General features: G+C 34.1%; 17 protein-coding genes. 12 read left to right on the forward strand and 5 right to left on the reverse strand.

From position 1 onward, the window contains the following. Positions 1-16: 16 nt before the first annotated feature. A complete protein-coding gene (locus tag ACVC2P_RS21040; RefSeq protein WP_452600403.1) occupies positions 17-856 on the forward strand; it encodes a universal stress protein in 840 nt (279 codons plus the stop codon). 73 nt (positions 857-929) lie between these two features. Here ACVC2P_RS21040 and ACVC2P_RS21045 read toward each other — a convergent pair whose 3' ends face one another. Then, on the reverse strand, positions 930-1349 hold the full coding sequence (locus tag ACVC2P_RS21045; RefSeq protein WP_452600404.1) for a CBS domain-containing protein: 420 nt from the start codon (positions 1347-1349) through the stop codon (positions 930-932). Positions 1350-1559: 210 nt separating this feature from the next. On the opposite strand from ACVC2P_RS21045, the gene ACVC2P_RS21050 reads away from it, so the two are divergent. The 11 genes from ACVC2P_RS21050 to ACVC2P_RS21100 all read left to right on the forward strand — a co-directional run bounded on the left by ACVC2P_RS21050 (position 1560) and on the right by ACVC2P_RS21100 (position 14846). After that, positions 1560-2366, forward strand: a complete 807-nt coding sequence (locus ACVC2P_RS21050; RefSeq protein WP_452600405.1) for a universal stress protein — start codon at positions 1560-1562, stop codon at positions 2364-2366. An 18-nt stretch (positions 2367-2384) separates the two neighbouring features. After that, positions 2385-2834, forward strand: a complete 450-nt coding sequence (locus ACVC2P_RS21055) for a hypothetical protein (RefSeq protein WP_452600406.1) — start codon at positions 2385-2387, stop codon at positions 2832-2834. Positions 2835-3419: 585 nt separating this feature from the next. Next, complete coding sequence (locus ACVC2P_RS21060; protein ID WP_452600407.1) at positions 3420-4313, forward strand: branched-chain amino acid transaminase; 894 nt, start codon at positions 3420-3422, stop codon at positions 4311-4313. Beyond that, positions 4313-5989, forward strand: coding sequence for a dihydroxy-acid dehydratase (gene ilvD, locus ACVC2P_RS21065; protein ID WP_452600408.1), 1677 nt, complete (start codon positions 4313-4315; stop codon positions 5987-5989). The genes ACVC2P_RS21060 and ilvD overlap by 1 nt, the downstream gene beginning before the upstream one ends. Before the next feature lie 59 nt (positions 5990-6048). Continuing rightward, positions 6049-7782: a biosynthetic-type acetolactate synthase large subunit gene (gene ilvB / locus ACVC2P_RS21070; protein ID WP_452600409.1), complete on the forward strand. Its 1734-nt coding sequence runs from the start codon at positions 6049-6051 to the stop codon at positions 7780-7782. A gap of 13 nt (positions 7783-7795) precedes the next feature. Continuing rightward, on the forward strand, positions 7796-8329 hold the full coding sequence (gene ilvN, locus ACVC2P_RS21075) for an acetolactate synthase small subunit (protein ID WP_452600410.1): 534 nt from the start codon (positions 7796-7798) through the stop codon (positions 8327-8329). 29 nt (positions 8330-8358) lie between these two features. Continuing rightward, positions 8359-9861, forward strand: a complete 1503-nt coding sequence (gene ilvC, locus ACVC2P_RS21080) for a ketol-acid reductoisomerase (protein ID WP_452600411.1) — start codon at positions 8359-8361, stop codon at positions 9859-9861. A gap of 159 nt (positions 9862-10020) precedes the next feature. Further along, positions 10021-11286, forward strand: a complete 1266-nt coding sequence (gene ilvA / locus ACVC2P_RS21085; protein WP_452600412.1) for a threonine ammonia-lyase IlvA — start codon at positions 10021-10023, stop codon at positions 11284-11286. 225 nt (positions 11287-11511) lie between these two features. After that, positions 11512-12309: a pyrroline-5-carboxylate reductase gene (gene proC, locus ACVC2P_RS21090; protein ID WP_452600413.1), complete on the forward strand. Its 798-nt coding sequence runs from the start codon at positions 11512-11514 to the stop codon at positions 12307-12309. 254 nt (positions 12310-12563) lie between these two features. Continuing rightward, positions 12564-14027 carry a hypothetical protein gene (locus tag ACVC2P_RS21095; RefSeq protein ID WP_452600414.1) on the forward strand — a complete coding sequence of 488 codons (1464 nt, stop codon included), beginning with the start codon at positions 12564-12566 and terminating at the stop codon, positions 14025-14027. A 246-nt stretch (positions 14028-14273) separates the two neighbouring features. Continuing rightward, entirely contained in the window at positions 14274-14846 is a 573-nt protein-coding gene (locus ACVC2P_RS21100) for a hypothetical protein (protein ID WP_452600415.1), read from the forward strand. A 79-nt stretch (positions 14847-14925) separates the two neighbouring features. On the opposite strand, the gene leuB is transcribed toward ACVC2P_RS21100, so the two are convergent. The 4 genes from leuB to ACVC2P_RS21120 form a co-directional block, all read right to left on the reverse strand. Continuing rightward, complete coding sequence (leuB, locus tag ACVC2P_RS21105; protein ID WP_452600416.1) at positions 14926-16044, reverse strand: 3-isopropylmalate dehydrogenase; 1119 nt, start codon at positions 16042-16044, stop codon at positions 14926-14928. Between the two features lie 337 nt (positions 16045-16381). Next, positions 16382-16969: a 3-isopropylmalate dehydratase small subunit gene (gene leuD / locus ACVC2P_RS21110; RefSeq protein ID WP_452600417.1), complete on the reverse strand. Its 588-nt coding sequence runs from the start codon at positions 16967-16969 to the stop codon at positions 16382-16384. Between the two features lies 1 nt (position 16970). After that, positions 16971-18353, reverse strand: coding sequence for a 3-isopropylmalate dehydratase large subunit (gene leuC, locus ACVC2P_RS21115; RefSeq protein WP_452600418.1), 1383 nt, complete (start codon positions 18351-18353; stop codon positions 16971-16973). A gap of 58 nt (positions 18354-18411) precedes the next feature. Then, the gene (locus ACVC2P_RS21120) at positions 18412-19587 is read right to left on the reverse strand and encodes a 2-isopropylmalate synthase (RefSeq protein ID WP_452600419.1); all 1176 of its coding nucleotides are present in this window, start codon (positions 19585-19587) and stop codon (positions 18412-18414) included. Positions 19588-19709: the final 122 nt, after the last annotated feature.

Consider the following 19709-nt stretch of genomic DNA (forward strand, 5'->3'; position numbering starts at 1 on the left):
ATGAATTCAAATAATTATGAAAAAAATACTATTACCAACAGATTTTTCTGAAAACTCATGGAATGCAATAGATTTTGCATTGCAATTATTTCAAAATGAAATTTGTGAATTTTATTTATTAAATACTTACACGCCAGTAATTTATAATTTAAATGAAATTGTAATAAGCGCAGCGCAATCTAATTTAGAGGATATAATAAAAGAAAATGCAATAAATGGCTTAAAACAAGTTAAAGCACGAATAAAAAAAGAACATAATAATTTAAAACATAATTTTATAGAAATAACCTCATTTAATACATTAATAGGTGAAATAAATGAGTTGAATAAAGATGCTACTATAGATTATATTGTAATGGGAACTAAAGGAGCTACAGGAGCAAAGGAAATACTATTTGGCTCTAATGCAGTACATGTGTTTAAAAGCGCTAAATGTCCTGTATTGGCGGTGCCAGATACATTTTCTTTTGAAGCACCTCACGAAATACTATTTCCTACAGATTACAATATTAATTTTAAAATAGAGCAAATACAGCCCATAATAGATATTGCAAAACAGTTTAACTCAAGAATAAATATACTTCATGTTTTTCAAAATGAGTCATTAACAAATAAACAAGAAGACAATAAAAAACACCTAACAACACTCGTTAAAGAAACATCATATTTATATCATGAAGTAGAAGGGAAAAATATACCAAAAACAATAACAGAATTTCAATCAAGAGCAAGAACTAATTTATTAACTATGATTAATAATAAACACTCTTTTTTCGAAAATATATTCTTCAAAAACAAAATAAATCAAATAGGCTTTCACTTAAATACTCCGTTTTTGGTTATACCAACCAAATAAAAGATAAGTTCATAAAAAAAAACGTCTAAAATTAATTTTAGACGTTTTTCTTTTAATTAAACAGAATAATTAGTTAAAATAAATTAATTAAATAGTTAATTAAATCTGTAGTAGTAACAATACCAACTAACTTATCATTGTCTATAACAGGTAACGCATGAAATTCTTTTTTAGCAAGTATTTCGGCAACCTCTTTAATTGTGGTATTAGTATTAACACTAACTAGGTTTTTCGCCATAACCTGCTCTATAGTAAACATATTATAAACAACGGTGTCTACATTTTGTTCATTGGCATCTACGGCATCTGCAAAACTTATTCTTAATAAATCGGTATAACTTAGCATACCAATAATTTTATCTCCGCTAACAACAGGGATGTGTCTAATATTATTTTTCTTAAATAAAGTTTCGGCAGTTTCTAAATTATCAGAATGGTTTAATGTAATAACATCTTTAGTCATTATAGCCGAAATTGGAGTTCTTTTTTTCATAATCTATTGGTTTAAATTCTATATTAAAGGTACTACCACATCTTAGAAAATAACATGACTAAAATCATTAAAAAAAAGCAATTTTTAAAAGTTGTTTTTTAACCAAAAAGTACATAACGGGGTGTGTTTTTTGCTTTTGCCTGATAAATATCATCGTTTATTTAGTGTTAAATAATTAGCTTTATTTAAACAGATTAAAAAGGAAACCTTATGCAACGAAATATTTTATTACTAACAGATTTTTCAGATAATGCATGGAGTGCTATTGTATATGCACTTAAACTATATGCAAATAAACCTTGTACTTTTTATGTGTTAAATGCATTGCCCGTAAACATAACAACTGTGTCTAGTAAGTATAATAAAGCAAAGCAAGAATTATTTGAGTTAAAAGAACAAATGGAGCAATCCAATATAAATACAAGCCATACATACAAAACATTGTTAAGTACAGACAATTTGTACAAAGCCATAACTACGGCTATAAATAAATACGATATTAATTTAATAGTAACAGGAACAAAAGGAGCCACAGGGGCAAAAGAGTTTTTTTTAGGAAGCAATAGTGTAACACTGCTAGAAAAAGTAAAGAAATGCCCAGTATTAATAGTACCAGAAGAACACGACTTTGTACCGATTAAACAAATAGCCTTCCCTACAGATTATAATCGTTTTTATAGCGATAGAGAGTTACAAACTATCAAGGAGTTTGCAGATTTGTATAACTCAAAAATTAGAATTCTTCACATAAACGAAGAAGAGCAATTAAAAGACATTCAGCATTACAATAGAATAAAATTAACCGAATATTTAAAAGAGTACGACTATAGCTTTCACTGGATGCCAGAATACACAAAAAAAGCAGAAGAAATAGCAGAGTTTATTAAAGACTTAGAAATAGATGTTTTAGCAATGGTTAATTATAAACACAGTCTTATTGAAAAAATAACCAAAGAACCAGTAATAAAAACAATAGGATTTCACCCAACAGTACCATTTTTAGTAATACCAGAGTAATATAAAAACAATAAAGTCATGAAAACAATACAAATTAACCCCAAATATATAGAGTGGATAAGTGCAGAAGAAATGCATGAAGCATCAAAAAAGTGGCTTTCCGAATTATTATTTATAGCAGATGAGCATCTCTTTTTTAAAGATTTAGTAAAAACGTATACATCACAATTATTAAATACAGAAGAGTTTACAGATACAGTAGAAATTATAGATATCCTTAATAACTCTCAAAAACGAAATAACGAATTAATAAAAATAGTACAAAAACATGAAAATGATCTAGAAATAATGCTAGATGGAATTAACCAAACAAAAGACGAAACAACTTATAAAAAGGAGCATAAAGAGTTGGTGAAAACAATGAGTGACTTTTATAAAGAATACACAAGTATAAAAACGCAACTATTTGAAATTACTAAACAAGCTATTAAAAAAGATAAAGAAGAACGACTGCTAGACGAAAAATAAAATAGAACTGTTTTAGTAATATTTTTTTAATTATTTAGGTGTAAATAAGGCTTTAAAGTATTGAAAACTAAAGTGTAAAATTAATTAAGAAGTTGGTGTTGAAAAATAATTTTTTAAAATAATATTGAATTATTAAAAATAAATTATCATATTTGACCCAACAAATGAAGAAACAAATAGTAAATATCATTTCAATTATTGTCATTGTGATTAGTTCACAAGGATAGGGAAATGGTATATAAAACTTAAATAAATTTTTAAAAGCCTTCCCGAAACGGAAGGCTTTTTTTGTACAGCACATTATGAATTTTATTAAAACTGTCATTATTATAATTAGTGTCATTATTAACTCGACCTGAGTTGATACAGATCCTTATTATATATAATAAAAAGCCTGTATCTATTTAGATACAGGCTTTTTTTATGGCGCTTAAACACTATGAACATAATAAAATAAAATATTTAATAATCTGTTTTTTAATGATTTAGACTAGTTAAATTAAAACTGAATTAAGTTGAAACTAAAAAAAGAGCATAATAATTAATTATAGTGTCAATTAATTTTGAACACATAAACCAGAAATCATGTATTATAACCAAGACACATTAGTATACCTAGATGGCCATTGGATGCCAGCAGAAAAAGCAACCACAGGTCTGTACGCCCAGACACTTCATTATGGAAATGGGGTATTCGAAGGTATCCGTTCGTATAAAACCGAAGACGGAGCACAAATTTTTAAAGCCAAAGCACATTACGAGCGCTTTTTGTATTCGGCAAAAGCTATGCATATTCCGTGCGAGTATACTGTAGAAGAATTAACAAGCTTAACATACGAGTTGCTTCAAAAAAATAATTTAGAAGATGCCTATGTTAGACCATTGTTATACCAAGGCGAACAAATGAGCTTAATTCCTGCCGAGAAATCTCATTTACTATTATGCGCATGGTCTTGGGATAAATACCTAGGAGATAATAAAGTAAAATTAATGACTTCAAGTTATCAAAGACCAAACCCTAAATCTACCCATATTCAAGCAAAAGTTGTAGGGCATTACACGAATTCTATACTAGCAACAAGAGAAGCAAAACAAAAAGGATTCGACGAAGCCTTATTATTAGACGCTCAAGGCTACGTGGCAGAAGGGCCTGGAGCAAACTTTTTCTACGAAAAAAATGGAGTACTCTATACATGCCCGTTAGGAAACATATTATCAGGAATTACGCGTCAAACTGTTTTTGAAATAGCAAAAGAATTAGACTATGTAATAATAGAAAAGCACTTTACACCAAGTGATGTGTATAAAGCAGATGGCGCATTTTTTACAGGAACAGCAGCAGAAATAGCGCCAATAGAATCCTTAGACGGAAACAAATTTAATAACCCTTGGGAAAACACTATAGGCTATACTTTTTCTAAACACTACCAAAAATTGGTAAGACAACACACATCAAATTTCTTTCAACCAGCATACTAATGGAATTAAATAAATATAGTAAAACAGTAACACAAGACGCTACACAACCAGCAGCACAAGCAATGTTGCATGCTATTGGGTTAATAAAAGAAGATTTCTATAAGCCTATAGTAGGAATAGCAAGTACAGGCTACGAAGGTAACCCGTGTAATATGCACCTTAACGATTTGGCAAAATTAACCAAACAAGGCACTAAAAACGAAGATGTAGTAGGATTAATCTTCAATACAATAGGGGTGAGCGATGGCATCTCTATGGGAACACCTGGTATGCGTTACTCTTTACCATCACGAGACATCATAGCAGATTCTATGGAAACCGTAGTGCAAGCTATGAGTTACGATGGACTAATAACAGTGGTAGGCTGCGATAAAAATATGCCAGGTGCGTTAATGGCTATGATTCGTTTAAACAGGCCAAGCATTTTAGTCTATGGCGGAACCATAGATTCAGGTTGCCATAATGGAAAAAAATTAGATGTTGTATCAGCCTTTGAAGCCTGGGGAAGTAAAGTCGCAGGAACCATGACCGAAACAGAATACCAAAACATAGTACAAAAAGCATGTCCAGGAGCAGGAGCCTGTGGAGGTATGTATACCGCTAATACCATGGCATCTGCAATAGAAGCTTTAGGTATGGCATTACCGTTTAACTCCTCTAACCCAGCATTAAGTGATGCTAAAAAAGACGAAGCAGTAAAAGCCGGAGAAGCCATACGTGTATTATTAGAAAAAGATATCAAGCCAAGTGATATTATAACGCGAAAAGCATTAGAAAATGCGGTACGTTTAGTAACCATATTAGGCGGTTCTACCAATGCCGTATTACACTTTTTAGCAATAGCAAGAGCAGCTAATATAGAATTTACATTAAAAGACTTTCAAGAAATAAGCGATACTACACCTTTTTTAGCCGATTTAAAACCAAGCGGAAAATACCTAATGGAAGATGTACACGCAGTAGGAGGTATCCCAGCAGTATTAAAATACTTACTTAAAAAAGGATTATTACATGGCGATTGTTTAACCGTTACAGGAAAAACAATAGCAGAAAACTTACTAGACGTAGCAGACCTAACAGAAGGACAAGAAGTAATAAAACCTATAGAAAAACCAATAAAAATTTCTGGGCATTTAAGAATGCTATATGGCAACTTAGCAAAAGACGGAAGTGTTGCTAAAATAACAGGAAAAGAAGGGTTACGATTTAGAGGAAAAGCAAAAGTTTTTGAAGGAGAATACCATGCTAACGATGGCATAAGAGACGGTAAAGTAGAAAAAGGAGACGTTGTTGTTATACGTTACGAAGGCCCAAAAGGCGGACCAGGAATGCCAGAAATGTTAAAGCCAACAGCGGCAATAATGGGAGCAGGATTAGGTAAAGATGTCGCTTTAATTACAGATGGTAGATTCTCTGGAGGAACCCATGGGTTTGTTGTAGGGCATATAACACCAGAAGCACAAGAAGGCGGAGCCATTGCACTGGTAAAAGATGGAGATATAATAAGCATAGATGCCGAAACCAATACCATTTCGTTAGAAGTCTCAGAAGAAGAATTAAAGAAGAGAAAAGAACATTGGACAATGCCAGCACTTAAGTTTAAACGAGGCGTGCTATACAAATATGCAAAAACAGTATCGTCTGCATCAAAAGGGTGCGTAACAGACGAATTTTAAAAAATAAAACACAACTAAATACTAGGTCTGTTATACAAGACCAATAATACCATAAAATTATGGAAACCCAAACAATAACAACAACAGTAAAAGAGACAAAAAATACGATGCGCATATCTGGGAGCGAAGCAGTAGTAAGATGTCTTATAGCAGAAGGCGTAGATGTATTATATGGCTATCCTGGAGGAGCTATTATGCCGGTTTATGATGAATTATATAAATTTCAAGACCAAATACAGCACGTATTAACACGCCATGAGCAAGGCGCAACGCACTCAGCACAAGGTTATGCTAGAATTTCTGGAAAAGTAGGCGTAGCTATGGCTACCTCAGGACCAGGAGCAACAAACCTAATAACGGGTATTGCAGATGCGCAAATAGACTCTACACCAATGGTATGCATTACTGGGCAAGTAGGGTCTCATTTGTTAGGAACAGATGCATTTCAAGAAACAGACATCGTTGGTATATCTACACCAGTAACCAAATGGAACCAGCAAATAACAAAAGCATCACAAATACCAGAAGTTATAGCCAAGGCATTTTATATAGCCAAAAGTGGACGACCAGGACCCGTTTTAATAGATATTACTAAAGACGCCCAGTTTGAAGAATTCGATTTTGCTTACGAAAAATGTAAGGGCGTAAGAAGTTATGTAGCAACACCAAAAGTAAACTTAGAACAAGTAGAAGCAGCAGCACAATTAATAAATAACTCTAAAAAACCATTAGTAGTTTGGGGGCAAGGTGTAATATTAGGTGAAGCAGAGAACGCATTTAAAGCAGTTATAGAAAAAGCAGGATTACCAGCAGCTTGGACTATTTTAGGAGCCTCAGCATTACCAACAGCTCATGATTTAAATGTGGGCATGGTAGGCATGCATGGTAATTACGCACCAAATGTGTTAACCAACGAGTGCGATGTATTAATAGCTATAGGCATGCGTTTCGATGATCGTGTAACGGGTAATTTAGAAAGCTATGCAAAGCAAGCTAAAGTCATCCATTTTGAAATCGATCCAGCAGAAGTAGATAAAAATGTAAAAACAGATGTCGCAGTTTTAGGAGATGCCAAAACAACATTAAAAGCATTACTACCCTTATTAAAAGACAAGAAGCATACAGCTTGGCATCAAAAATTTAAAGACTTATATCAAATAGAATACGATAAAGTCATTAAAAACGATTTACACCCTACAAAAGAAGGCTTAACAATGGGGGAGGTGTTAAAAGAAATTAATAACCAAAGTAAAGGCAATGCAGCTATTGTAAGCGATGTAGGGCAGCACCAAATGATTGCCTGCCGTTATGCAGAATTTAATAAAACCAAAAGCAATATAACCTCTGGAGGGCTAGGTACTATGGGGTTTGCGTTACCAGCAGCAATAGGCGCTAAAATGGCAGCGCCAGAACGCGATGTAGTAGCAATTATAGGCGATGGCGGTTACCAAATGACTATACAAGAGTTAGGAACCATTTTTCAAACCAAAGTACCAGTAAAAATAGTAGTGTTAAATAATGAGTTTTTAGGTATGGTAAGACAATGGCAACAATTGTTTTTTGAAAAACGCTATGCCTCTACCGAAATTCAAAACCCAGATTTTGTAGCCATAGCAAAAGGCTATGCAATAGATGCACAAAAAGTAACAAAACGCGAAAACCTAGCAACAGCAGTAAAAGAAATGATGGAAGCAGAAGGCGCGTATTTTTTAGAAGTATCTGTAGAAAAAGAAGGTAATGTATTCCCAATGATACCAACAGGAGCATCCGTTTCAGACATCCGTTTAAGCTAAAAAAAAACTAAAGATGAAAGTACAAGAACAACAATTATACACGGTCTCTGTATATACAGAAAATAATATAGGATTGCTTAATCGTATATCGGCAATTTTTCAACGTAGGCACATAAACATAGAAAGTATTAATGTCTCTGTATCAGAAATAGAAGGTGTGTCTAGATGGACATTAGTGGTTAACCTTTCCGAAGAAAAAATAAAAAAGATTATTGGGCAAATAGAAAAGCAAGTTGAGGTTATAAAAGCCTATTACCATACAGATGAAGAAACCGTATATCAAGAATCTTGTTTGTTTAAAATAAAGTCGGATACCTTTTTTAATGAAGATGAGATACAACGAATAATTAAGGCAAGTAACTCTAGAATTGTTACTGTAAGTAAAACCTTTTTTGTAGTAGAAAAGACAGGTATGAAAGAAGATATAGAGTCACTTTACAACCAATTAAAACCTTTTGGGATAATGCAGTTTGTTCGTGCAGGACGCATTGCAGTTACAAAAAAACCAATGGAAATTTCACAAATGCTAGAAGCATTTAACGCTTAATAAGACATAAAAAAATAAACAATAAAAAAATGGCAAATTATTTTAACACACTATCATTAAGAGACCAATTAAAGCAACTAGGGCAATGTCGTTTTATGGAAGCATCAGAGTTCAAGGAAGGCGTTAAAGCATTAAAAGGTAAAAAAATAGTAATTATTGGTTGTGGAGCACAAGGCCTAAACCAAGGCTTAAACATGAGAGATTCAGGATTAGATATCTCTTATGCATTAAGAGAAGCAGCAATACACGAAAAAAGATCATCTTATGTTAGTGCTACAAGCAATGGTTTTAATGTAGATACGTACCATGCATTAATACCTAATGCAGATTTGGTACTTAATTTAACGCCAGACAAACAACATACAAATGTTGTTAAAACAGTAATGCCGCTAATGAAAAAAGGAGCCACTTTAAGCTATTCTCATGGCTTTAATATTGTAGAAGAAGGCATGCAAATACGCCAAGACCTAACAGTAATAATGGTCGCGCCCAAATGCCCAGGAACAGAAGTAAGAGAAGAATATAAAAGAGGGTTTGGTGTGCCAACTTTAATAGCCGTACACCCAGAAAACGATCCCGAAAATAAAGGTTTAGAACAAGCAAAAGCCTATGCCGTAGCTACAGGAGGGCATAAAGCTGGTGTATTACAATCCTCTTTTGTAGCTGAGGTAAAAAGCGATTTAATGGGCGAGCAAACCATATTATGTGGCCTGTTACAAACAGGAGCTATTTTAGCTTTCAATAAAATGGTGGCAGAAGGCATAGAAGCTAATTATGCAGCAAAACTAATTCAATACGGTTGGGAAACAATAACCGAAGCTTTAAAACACGGTGGTATAACTAACATGATGGATAGACTCTCTAATCCTGCAAAAATTAAAGCCTACAACCTATCGGAAACATTAAAAGAGATTATGAAACCATTGTTTGAAAAACATATGGACGATATTATCTCGGGGCATTTCTCTAAAACCATGATGGAAGATTGGGCAAAAGATGATGAAAACCTGTTAAAATGGAGAGCAGAAACAGGAGAGACTGCCTTTGAAAAAACGGCATTAACACCAGAGCATATTAGTGAGCAAGAATATTTTGATAATGGTGTACTATTAGTAGCCTTTGTAAAATCTGGAGTAGAATTAGCATTCGAAACTATGGTAAGTGCAGGCATTATTGAAGACTCTGCGTATTACGAATCGTTACACGAATTACCTTTAATAGCAAATACAATAGCAAGAAAAAAACTGTTTGAAATGAATAGGGTAATCTCAGATACAGCAGAGTATGGCTGTTATTTATTCGATCATGCCTGTAAACCATTATTAGAAGATTTTATGAAAACAGTAACTACAGAAGTTATAGGTAAACCTTACTCTACCTCTAATGCAGTAGATAATTTAGAGTTAATTGCAGTAAACGATGCTATAAGGAACCATCCAATAGAAACCATAGGTAAAACGCTTAGAGCGGCTATGACTGCAATGAAAACGATAAAAACAGAAGAGAAAACTAATACCCCAGTGCTCGCGTAATTAAATAGCATTTAATAAGTTTTTTTGTAAAAAAAGAATATGCGACACTGGGTATAGTTTAATAGGTGTTCTCTAGATTTTATTTTAAGTAAAATAAAGAACAGGACCAAAGCAATTAAAGAAGAGGCGAGAAGCGGTTCTCGCCTTTACACCAATACAATGAAAATACAAACCACCCAATATAGGCCAACAGTACAAGCAGTAGAAGTTGCTGCTAAGAACTTAAAAGGAGTGGCATCGGTAACCCCCTTATTAGAAAACGTACAATATTCAAAACAATTCAATTGTAACGTATTATTTAAGCGCGAAGATTTGCAACAAGTACGCTCTTATAAAATTCGAGGCGCGTATAATAAAATGTCGTCGCTATCTACAACAGAAATAGAAAATGGTATTGTATGCGCCAGCGCAGGAAACCATGCGCAAGGCGTGGCTTTATCATGTAAGTTATTAAAAATTCAAGGTACAATTTACATGCCGTCTCCAACACCAAAACAAAAGGTAGAGCAGGTAAAAATGTTTGGAGAAAATTATATTACTATTGTTTTAAAAGGAGATACCTTCGATGATGCCTATCATGCAGCAACATTAGAGTGTCAACGTTTAAATAAAACCTTCATCCACCCCTTTAATGACGAAAAGGTAATAGAAGGGCAAGCTACCGTTGGTTTAGAAATTATAGACCAAGCGCAGCACCCTATACATTATGTGTTTGTACCAGTAGGAGGCGGAGGCTTATCGTCTGGCCTATCTACGGTGTTTAAACAATTATCGCCTAATACCAAAATTATTGGGGTAGAGCCAGAAGGAGCACCTTCTATGTCTACATCTATGCGCAATAACAAAAATACCGCCCTAAAGCATATAGAAAAGTTTGTAGATGGTGCTGCAGTACAACGCGTAGGAGATTTAAATTTTGAAATATGTAAAGAAAACCTAGACGCTATGGTAACAGTGCCAGAAGGTAAAGTATGCCAAACCATACTAGACTTATATAATAAAGATGCCATAGTTGTAGAGCCAGCAGGCGCATTAAGCATTACTGCGTTAAGTTTATATGCAGAAGAGATAAAAGGTAAAAATGTTATATGTGTTGTAAGCGGAAGTAATAACGATATTACTAGAACCGCAGAAATTAAAGAACGTGCCTTATTACATGCTAACTTAAAACACTATTTTATAATAAAATTTCCGCAGCGCGCAGGCGCATTAAAAGAGTTTGTTGCAGATATTTTAGGTCCAACAGACGATATTACCCATTTTGAGTATACTAAAAAAACAAATAGAGAGAATGGCGCGGCTGTAGTGGGGGTAGAATTAAAATCTAAAACCGATTTAGAACCCTTAATTACAAAAATGAAATTGCACAATTTTTATGGCGATTATTTAAACGATAAACCTGACCTATTTCAGTTTTTGGTATAATGCGTTTGCTATTAAATAGTTGCTGTAATCATTAATAAGTTTCCTACTTTTGCGGCTTATAAACAAAACTTAATAATAGAGTAAGTTGTCTAAAAAAAAAAATGAATTCTCGTTAAACCAAACTAGATTGCGTTTCTCATAACCAATTTTAATGAAATGCTAAAAAAAGTTTAGAATGACGTTTTTAAATGCGTTTTTAGATAGCCTTTTAAAACACTGTTTTATATGAAAATAGCAATTATAGGTGCTGGTAATTTAGGATTATCTATAGCAAAAGGATTAATATCTAACAATGTTGTAACCTCTTTATACTTAACTAAAAGGCATATTAATGTTTTAGAAGGGTTAAGCGATAATAAACAGGTTATAATAACATCAGATAATGCAAAAGCCATACAAGATTCTAATATTTTAATCTTTGCAGTCCAACCCAATCATTTAGCAGCTGTACTTCGTAAAAACAAAGAATATATAACTACTAAACATACAGTTATATCTACAATAACAGGGTTTTCTATAGCTAAAATAGAAGCAGTTATAGGAGAGCAACACGCTGTTATTAGAGCCATGCCCAATACGGCAATAGCCGTTGGTAAGTCTATGACCTGTATTAGCAGCAATCAAAAAGCACAATTAAAACTAAATACAGCACGTAAAATATTCGATTTGTTAGGTAAAACCTTAGTTATACCAGAAAAGCAAATGCAAGCTGCAACAGTAGTCTGTGCTAGTGGTATTGCCTACTGGATGCGATTAATTCGCGCAACAACTCAAGCAGCTATACAATTAGGATTCGATGCCAAAGAAGCACAAGAATTAGCCATGCATACCTGCGAAGGCGCAGCTAGTTTACTAATAAATACAGGAAACCACCCAGAGCAAGAAATAGATAAAGTAACCACACCAAAAGGCTGTACTATAGAAGGTTTAAACGAGATGGAGCACCAGGGGTTAAGTTCCTCTTTAATTAGAGGGATGGTTGCTTCTTTCGAAAAAATAAATGGGATAAAGGAACGTACTTAATAAAAGATGAAATTTTAAGAACGGTAAGATTACCTATAAAGATACATTTTCGTCAAACCAAACTGGGTTCGGTTTCTCATAATAATTAAAAAACATCATTTTAAATTAGCGAAGTCAAATAATTTAGAATGATGTTTTTTATACTTTTTAAACGATCTCATTTTTTTAAGAAGTATAATCAGGTATTTGTACGCTATTATTTTCACTGGTTTATCTGGATATTTGTGTTAACAACCAAAAATCAACCAATACCAATGAAAAAAACAATTAACACTATTAAGGGGGTAGCCTTGGTGGCTGTATTAGCTTTAAGTTATACATCTTGTAAAAAAGATAAAAAACAAGCACCAGTAGAAGAGCTAAAAACCGAAGCTGTTTATGGCAGTGTAGCCGAAGTAGAAACACCATGTTTAGCAGAAGCTAGTTGGTTTCCGCATAGCCAAACCCCAGCACCAGAAGAAGGAAAAGGAAGCCCGTTTGATGTAGAATCTACAACAAATTGTATATTCCATCAATGGTCTTACCAAAAGTTTTTATGGGTAACCAAACCAGAAGGAGAGGTGCCTTTATTTTTAGACCAAAAACAAATTACGCAAGTTAACGATGCCATGATTCCTGTAGCGCAGCAAACAGGAGCCAATGTAGTATTAACCGATACTATACAAGCGGGGTCTAGACATGGGGTGTTAAAAACCAACCCAGCATACAATAGCGATGTTAATAAAGCCTTTACAGTGCATTATTCTATACACACAAGCGATATTATGCTAAAAGCTGCAGATAGTTTTAAAATAGCATTAGCTTCTGGCAAATTAGAGGCCGATAATTTAGCTACATTTCCTGTGGGCTCTTTAGAGTTAAAAGTATCATGGGTAGATGCAAAGGCTATAGCTAGCGATAAGCTTGCTAATTATTATACAACCACTGCGGCTATGCTTAATAAAGATGATAAAACCTTTACCAATACAACAGTAGCATTATTAGGGATGCACGTGGTAGGTGTTGTAGAAAACCACCCAGAGTTTATTTGGGCTACTTTCGAGCATAACGATATGGCACCAAATTACGACTGGAAAGCCAACTCGGCAAGCTCTAAAACCAATAAACTATTATTTGCAAAAGGAACAACAACAGGACTAGATGGGATTACCTTTATTAAAGACGATAAGCCTGTATTGCCAAATAAAGCTTACGATTTATTCCAGTATGGCGTACCAAGAAACTCGGCAGGAATACTTAAAAATACAAGTCAATCTGAGCCAGCAAACTTTAACCATATAGATGAGATTAATAAAAGTGTAGCAAAGCAACTTAAAGACGTTTGGAAAAACTATTTTTATAATGGTTCTATATGGATAGATACAGATAGTTTAACACCGCAGCAACAAGCTCAAAAAATAGTAGATTTAGGCGGTAAAATAGGCGCAGCAACACCAGGATCTAGTGCTAGAGGCTCTTTAAATTGTGCTAATGTAACTATGGAAACCTTTACACAAACGTTTCAAGATGATATATCTAAAATTAGTGTAAATAACCTGGCTAATTGTTTCTCTTGCCATAACCCTGTGAGTTTTTCTAATAATACCTCTCCAATTTATCTAAGTCATATTTTTGATAAATTTATTCAAACAAATGAAGGGAAAACAAATAAAGAAGTGGAGTTAATGAAAGATAGTCAAGAACGAAAAATGGAAACCTTTTTACGTTCTATAAACTAGGGGTTAAACTTGATAGGATATAATTTAATTAAAAAACATCTCTAACTAAAAGAGATGTTTTTTTATATTTATAAGACCATATTTTACTTTTTTAAAGTGTTTGCCTAAATCAAATAACAATTTTACATAACAAGTACTATTGTTTTACTCAATTCCATTTTATAAAAAAAGTATTGTGTCTAAATTTGCATGCAATATTAAAGATAAAATTAACTATTAATCAAACCCCTTTTTAACCCAACCATTATGTTTAAAACATTAAAAAAAACGGCGCTTTTTATTTTAACTTTTGCTATAATCTCTTGCGGCGCAAAAAAGGCAAGCACTAAAACAAAATTAAAAGTAAATACACATTTTAATGAACGCTATAAAAACAGTGTAAAAACGTTTGCAGGCGTATTAAACAATACAGACTATAACGTATTAAAAACGGCATTAGAAAAGGAGTTGGGTACAACACTACCTAATGATAAAGCAATACTTATAAATTATGCCCAAAGAGGATCTAATTGTATAGGGTATGGTCATAATAATAAAGATGCTTTTATTGTTATTAATAATATAATGAGAATTTCGTCTAGAATGAGTAACGCTAATAATGCAGTAGATTTTTTTATCTATAACAAGAATGCGTTTCATAATGAGTTATATAAAATACAAAGCAACTATAAATTAGATTTTGGCTTCTTTTGTAATAGCATTTTTACACTGAATGAAAACTGCCAAGCCTTTTTTATTGTAAAGCCCAATGGCGACTTTTTAAAGCATTATGGAGAAGATTATTTTAGTATAGTGGAAGATTTTTTTAAAAAAGATTAAAACTTTATACTTAAAAAAAAGCGACACCATTATTACAATAGCATCGCTTTAAGTAGTAGTTGTGTGTCGTGTTTATTCTTTAAATAATAGTAGACTGCCCCAAGTGTATGTTATTAAAATTAACAGTACTGTCTTCGGGGTTACTAATAAAATCGGCAATAAAATCACCAACTTTAGTTGTTGTTATATTACCATAAGTGGTATTAATATCTGGTGTTGTAATTTCTAATTTAAGCGATTTTTCTACAGCTTCTTTAATAAGTTCAGCTTCGTCAAATAACTCAAAGTGCTCTAGCAACATGGCCGCCGATAAAATAGAAGCAATAGGGTTGGCAATACCTTTACCCGTAGCTTGTGGGTAGGAACCATGTATAGGCTCGAACATAGCATAACGGTCTCCTACAGAGGCAGAAGCTAGTAAGCCTATAGAACCACCGATAACACTAGCTTCGTCGCTAATAACATCACCAAATAGGTTTTCGGTTAGTATAACATCAAACTGTTTTGGATTTAAAATCATTTGCATGGCAGCATTATCTATAAACAGAAAATCTAGAGTAACCTCTGGGTAATCGCTTGCCATTTCGGTAACGACTTTACGCCATAAACGAGAGGTTTCTAAAACATTAGCTTTATCTACTAAAGTTACTTTTTTATTGCGTGCTTGTGCAGCTTTAAAGGCTAAATGCGCAATACGCTCAATCTCTACACGCGAATACTCGCATAAATCTGATGCTGTATTACCATCGTCGCTTAATTGTTTTTTACCAAAATAAATGCCGCCAGTAAGCTCACGATATATACTAATATCTGTGCCTTGTATAATGTTGCGTTTAAGAGGTGATTTTTCTAAAAGCGTATCGTAAGCCTTTACGGGTCTTATATTGGTGTATAGCCCTAGTTCTTTTCGTAACTTTAAAAGCCCTTGCTCTGGACGTACTTTTGCACTGGGGTTGTTATCGTATTTAGGGTCGCCAATAGCACCAAATAAAATAGCATCGCTAGATTTGCATAAGTGTAATGTATGGTCTGGTAACGGGCTGTTATGTTTATCTATGGCAATGGCGCCTACGTCTGCGCTTTTAAATAAAAACGTATGGTCGAACTCTACAGCGATGGCTTTTAAAACCTTTATGGCTTGCTCGGTAACTTCTGGGCCAATGCCATCTCCTGCTAAAACTGCTATGTTTAATTTCATATTAATTTCTGTGAAGGCAGGACGCTTATCCTACTTTCTTTTTTTATAAATTTCTGCGAATACAGAAACCTTATTATTTGTATTTATTTTATAATGTTACGTTTGCATGTGCATTCGTAATTTCTATTGGTTCTCGATACACTGCTCATACTTCGCAGCACTCGAACTGACGTTTATACTATATTTTTCAATTTTAATTTTCATAAGAGTAAGCTAATCGTCATTCATTAATTGTACTTCTCAATGGTTCTCGATACAGCTCGTTACTCACAGTACTCGAACTGATGTTTGTTTTTATTTGAGTAAGCCACAGTTTACTGCGAATTGCTTACTTATTTTAATTTCTATTGGCTTCAAAAGCTATGATGCTATCTTTTTTACTTAGTAAATAATCGATATCATCATAACCATTTATTAAGCAGGTTTTTTTATACGGGTCTATTTCAAACGAACTAGAAAAGGAGGTATGCTCAACTGTAATGGTTTGTGCCTCTAAATTGACTTCTAGTTTGGTGTCTGGTTTTGCTGTGATTTCGGTTAATAGAACGTTTAAAAAGCTTGGCGAGACTTGTATAGGTAATAGGCCATTGTTTAATGCATTACCTTTAAAAATATCGGCAAAAAAACTTGAGACGATCACTTTAAAGCCATAATCGCTTAAGGCCCATGCGGCATGCTCTCTACTAGAACCACAACCAAAATTATCGCCAGCAACTAATATACTTCCAGAATATTTAGGATTGTTTAAAGTAAAGGCTGTGTTTAAAGTATTGTCTTTATTGTATCTCCAGTCTCTAAACACGTTATCACCAAAACCGTTTCTATCGGTTGCTTTTAAAAAGCGAGCAGGGATAATTTGATCGGTATCTATATTCTCTATAGCTAATGGAATGGCTTGCGATTTTAATGTTACGAATTTTTCCATTTTAATTTAATTGTTTCATTACATCAATAATTTTTCCTTCTACAGCAGTAGCAGCTGCTACAAGCGGACTTGCTAAAATAGTTCTAGCGCCTTGCCCTTGGCGCCCCTCGAAATTTCTGTTAGACGTAGAAACACAATATTCACCTTGCGGAATTTTATCATCGTTCATTGCCAAACATGCCGAACAACCGGGTTGCCTTAATTTAAAACCAGCAGCATCAAAAATGGTTTTTAAGCCTTCTTCTATAATTTGAGCTTCTACTTGTTTGCTTCCAGGAACTAACCAAGCCGTGACATTATCGGCTTTTTGCTTGCCTTTTATGTAGTTGGCTGCTACTCTAAAATCTTCAATTCTAGAATTGGTACAACTGCCAATAAACACATAATTTATAGGCTTGTTTATTAAGGATTCTCCTTTATTAAAGTTCATGTACTGTAATGATTTCTCGAAAGAGTCATCCTCTAAAACAGGGATATTTTCGGTAACCTTAATGCCCATACCTGGATTGGTACCATAAGTAAGCATAGGTTCTATATCTTCTGCATCGAAAACATATTCTTTATCGAAAACGGCACCATCATCTGTTGGTAGCGTTTTCCAATAGGCTACTTTTTTATTAAAATCTTCGCCTTTAGGCGCAAAGGCCTTGTTTTGTACATAGTCGAAAGTGGTTTGGTCTGGCGCAATCATTCCGCCACGAGCTCCCATTTCTATGCTCATATTACATACAGTCATGCGGCCTTCCATAGACATGTTTTCGAATACGTCGCCAGCATATTCGCAAAAATAGCCAGTACCAGCATTGGTACCTAATTTAGCAATAATGTATAGTATTACATCTTTTGGTAGTACGCCCTGCTTTAATTTTCCGTTAACCGAAACACGCAAGCTTTTAGGTTTGGTTAATAATAAGCATTGGCTTGCAAATACCTGTGCAACTTGGCTAGTACCAATACCAAAAGCAATAGTACCAAAAGCCCCATGGGTAGAAGTATGGCTGTCTCCACACACAATAGTCATACCGGGTTGGGTAATGCCTAGCTCTGGCGCCATAACATGTACAATACCATTGTATTTATGGCCTAGCTCGTATAATGTGATATTATTTTTTTTACAATTGGCAGATAACTGCTCTAGTTGTTTTCTAGAGTTGTCGTCTTTAATTGGTAAATGCTGATTTTCGGTAGGGGTATTATGGTCTGCCGTAGCAACAATTTGGTCTGGTCGAAAAATAGGAATATTACGTCGCTCTAATTCGTTAAATGCTTGCGGGCTTGTTACCTCGTGAATTAAGTGCTTATCTATATATAATACCTGTGGGCCATTCTCTATAGCATCTACCACGTGAGCATCCCAAACTTTATCGAAAAGTGTTTTTTTCATTTTTTATGCCCGAGTTATCGGGTAATTTTATTTTCCGCAAAAGCGGTAATCCGTTTAATTATGCTCTAACGAGTTGTTGGTAAATTTTACTGGTTTCAATAATTTGGTGTATATCGTTATCGTTAACTTCTTTCTTTCTATCGGCAAAGGTTAAAAAGTTGGCATACACATCGTCTAGCTGTAATTTAGTTAGCTCGTATCCTACATTTTTAGCTCTGTAAGCTAAAGCCGCTCTACCGCTTCTAGCAGTTAAAACAATTGCAGATTCGGTAACACCAACATCTTTAGGGTCTATAATTTCGTAAGTTTCTCTGTTTTTAATAACACCATCTTGATGAATTCCAGAGCTATGTGCAAAAGCATTAGCGCCAACAATAGCTTTATTAGGTTGTGTATAAATACCCATACTGTCACTTACCAATTGGCTTAATCCAAACAATTTAGTAGTATCTATATTAGTGTCTAAATCTAGGTCGGCATGCTGTTTAAGTACCATAACAACTTCCTCTAAAGCGGTATTCCCTGCACGCTCACCAATACCATTTATAGTACATTCTATTTGGCGAGCACCATTAATAACACCTTCTATAGAATTGGCAGTTGCTAAGCCCAAATCGTTATGGCAATGGCAAGATAAAATGGCGTTTTCTATACCCTTTACATTATCCATTAAATACTTAATTTTTGATCCATACTCGCTAGGTAAACAATAGCCAGTAGTATCTGGTATGTTAAGTACCGTTGCCCCAGCTTTTATAGCTGCTTCGCAAACACGCGCTAAGTACTCATTGTCTGTTCTACCTGCATCTTCCGCATAAAACTCTACATCTTCAACAAAAGACTTTGCATAGCTAACAGCATCAAAAGCACGTTGTATTATAGTTGCTCTATTCGATTTAAATTTAAATTTTATATGCGAGTCGCTCGTGCCAATACCAGTATGTATTCTTGGTTTTTTTGCATATTTAAGCGCATCGGCAGCAACCTTAATGTCCTTTTCTACCGCACGTGTTAAACCACATACAGTAGCGTTCTTTACAATTTTTGCAATGGCTTCTACCGATTTAAAGTCTCCAGGACTAGAAACAGGGAAGCCAGCTTCGATGACATCTACACCTAATTGGTCTAATTGCTGGGCGATAACAACTTTTTGTTCGGTGTTTAGTTTGCAACCAGGCACTTGCTCTCCATCTCGAAGTGTTGTGTCGAAAATTTGAATGTGTTGTTTTGACATTTTGTAAGAATATATTTTTCTATTGTACCACGAATTTATATTTTGGGTAAAGCTTAGGCAGACATTCTTTTTTAATTTTTACGATGTTCAAAAAGGATGTTTTTATTTAAAAACCTGACAAT

This window comes from Pontimicrobium sp. MEBiC01747 (assembly GCF_053601635.1).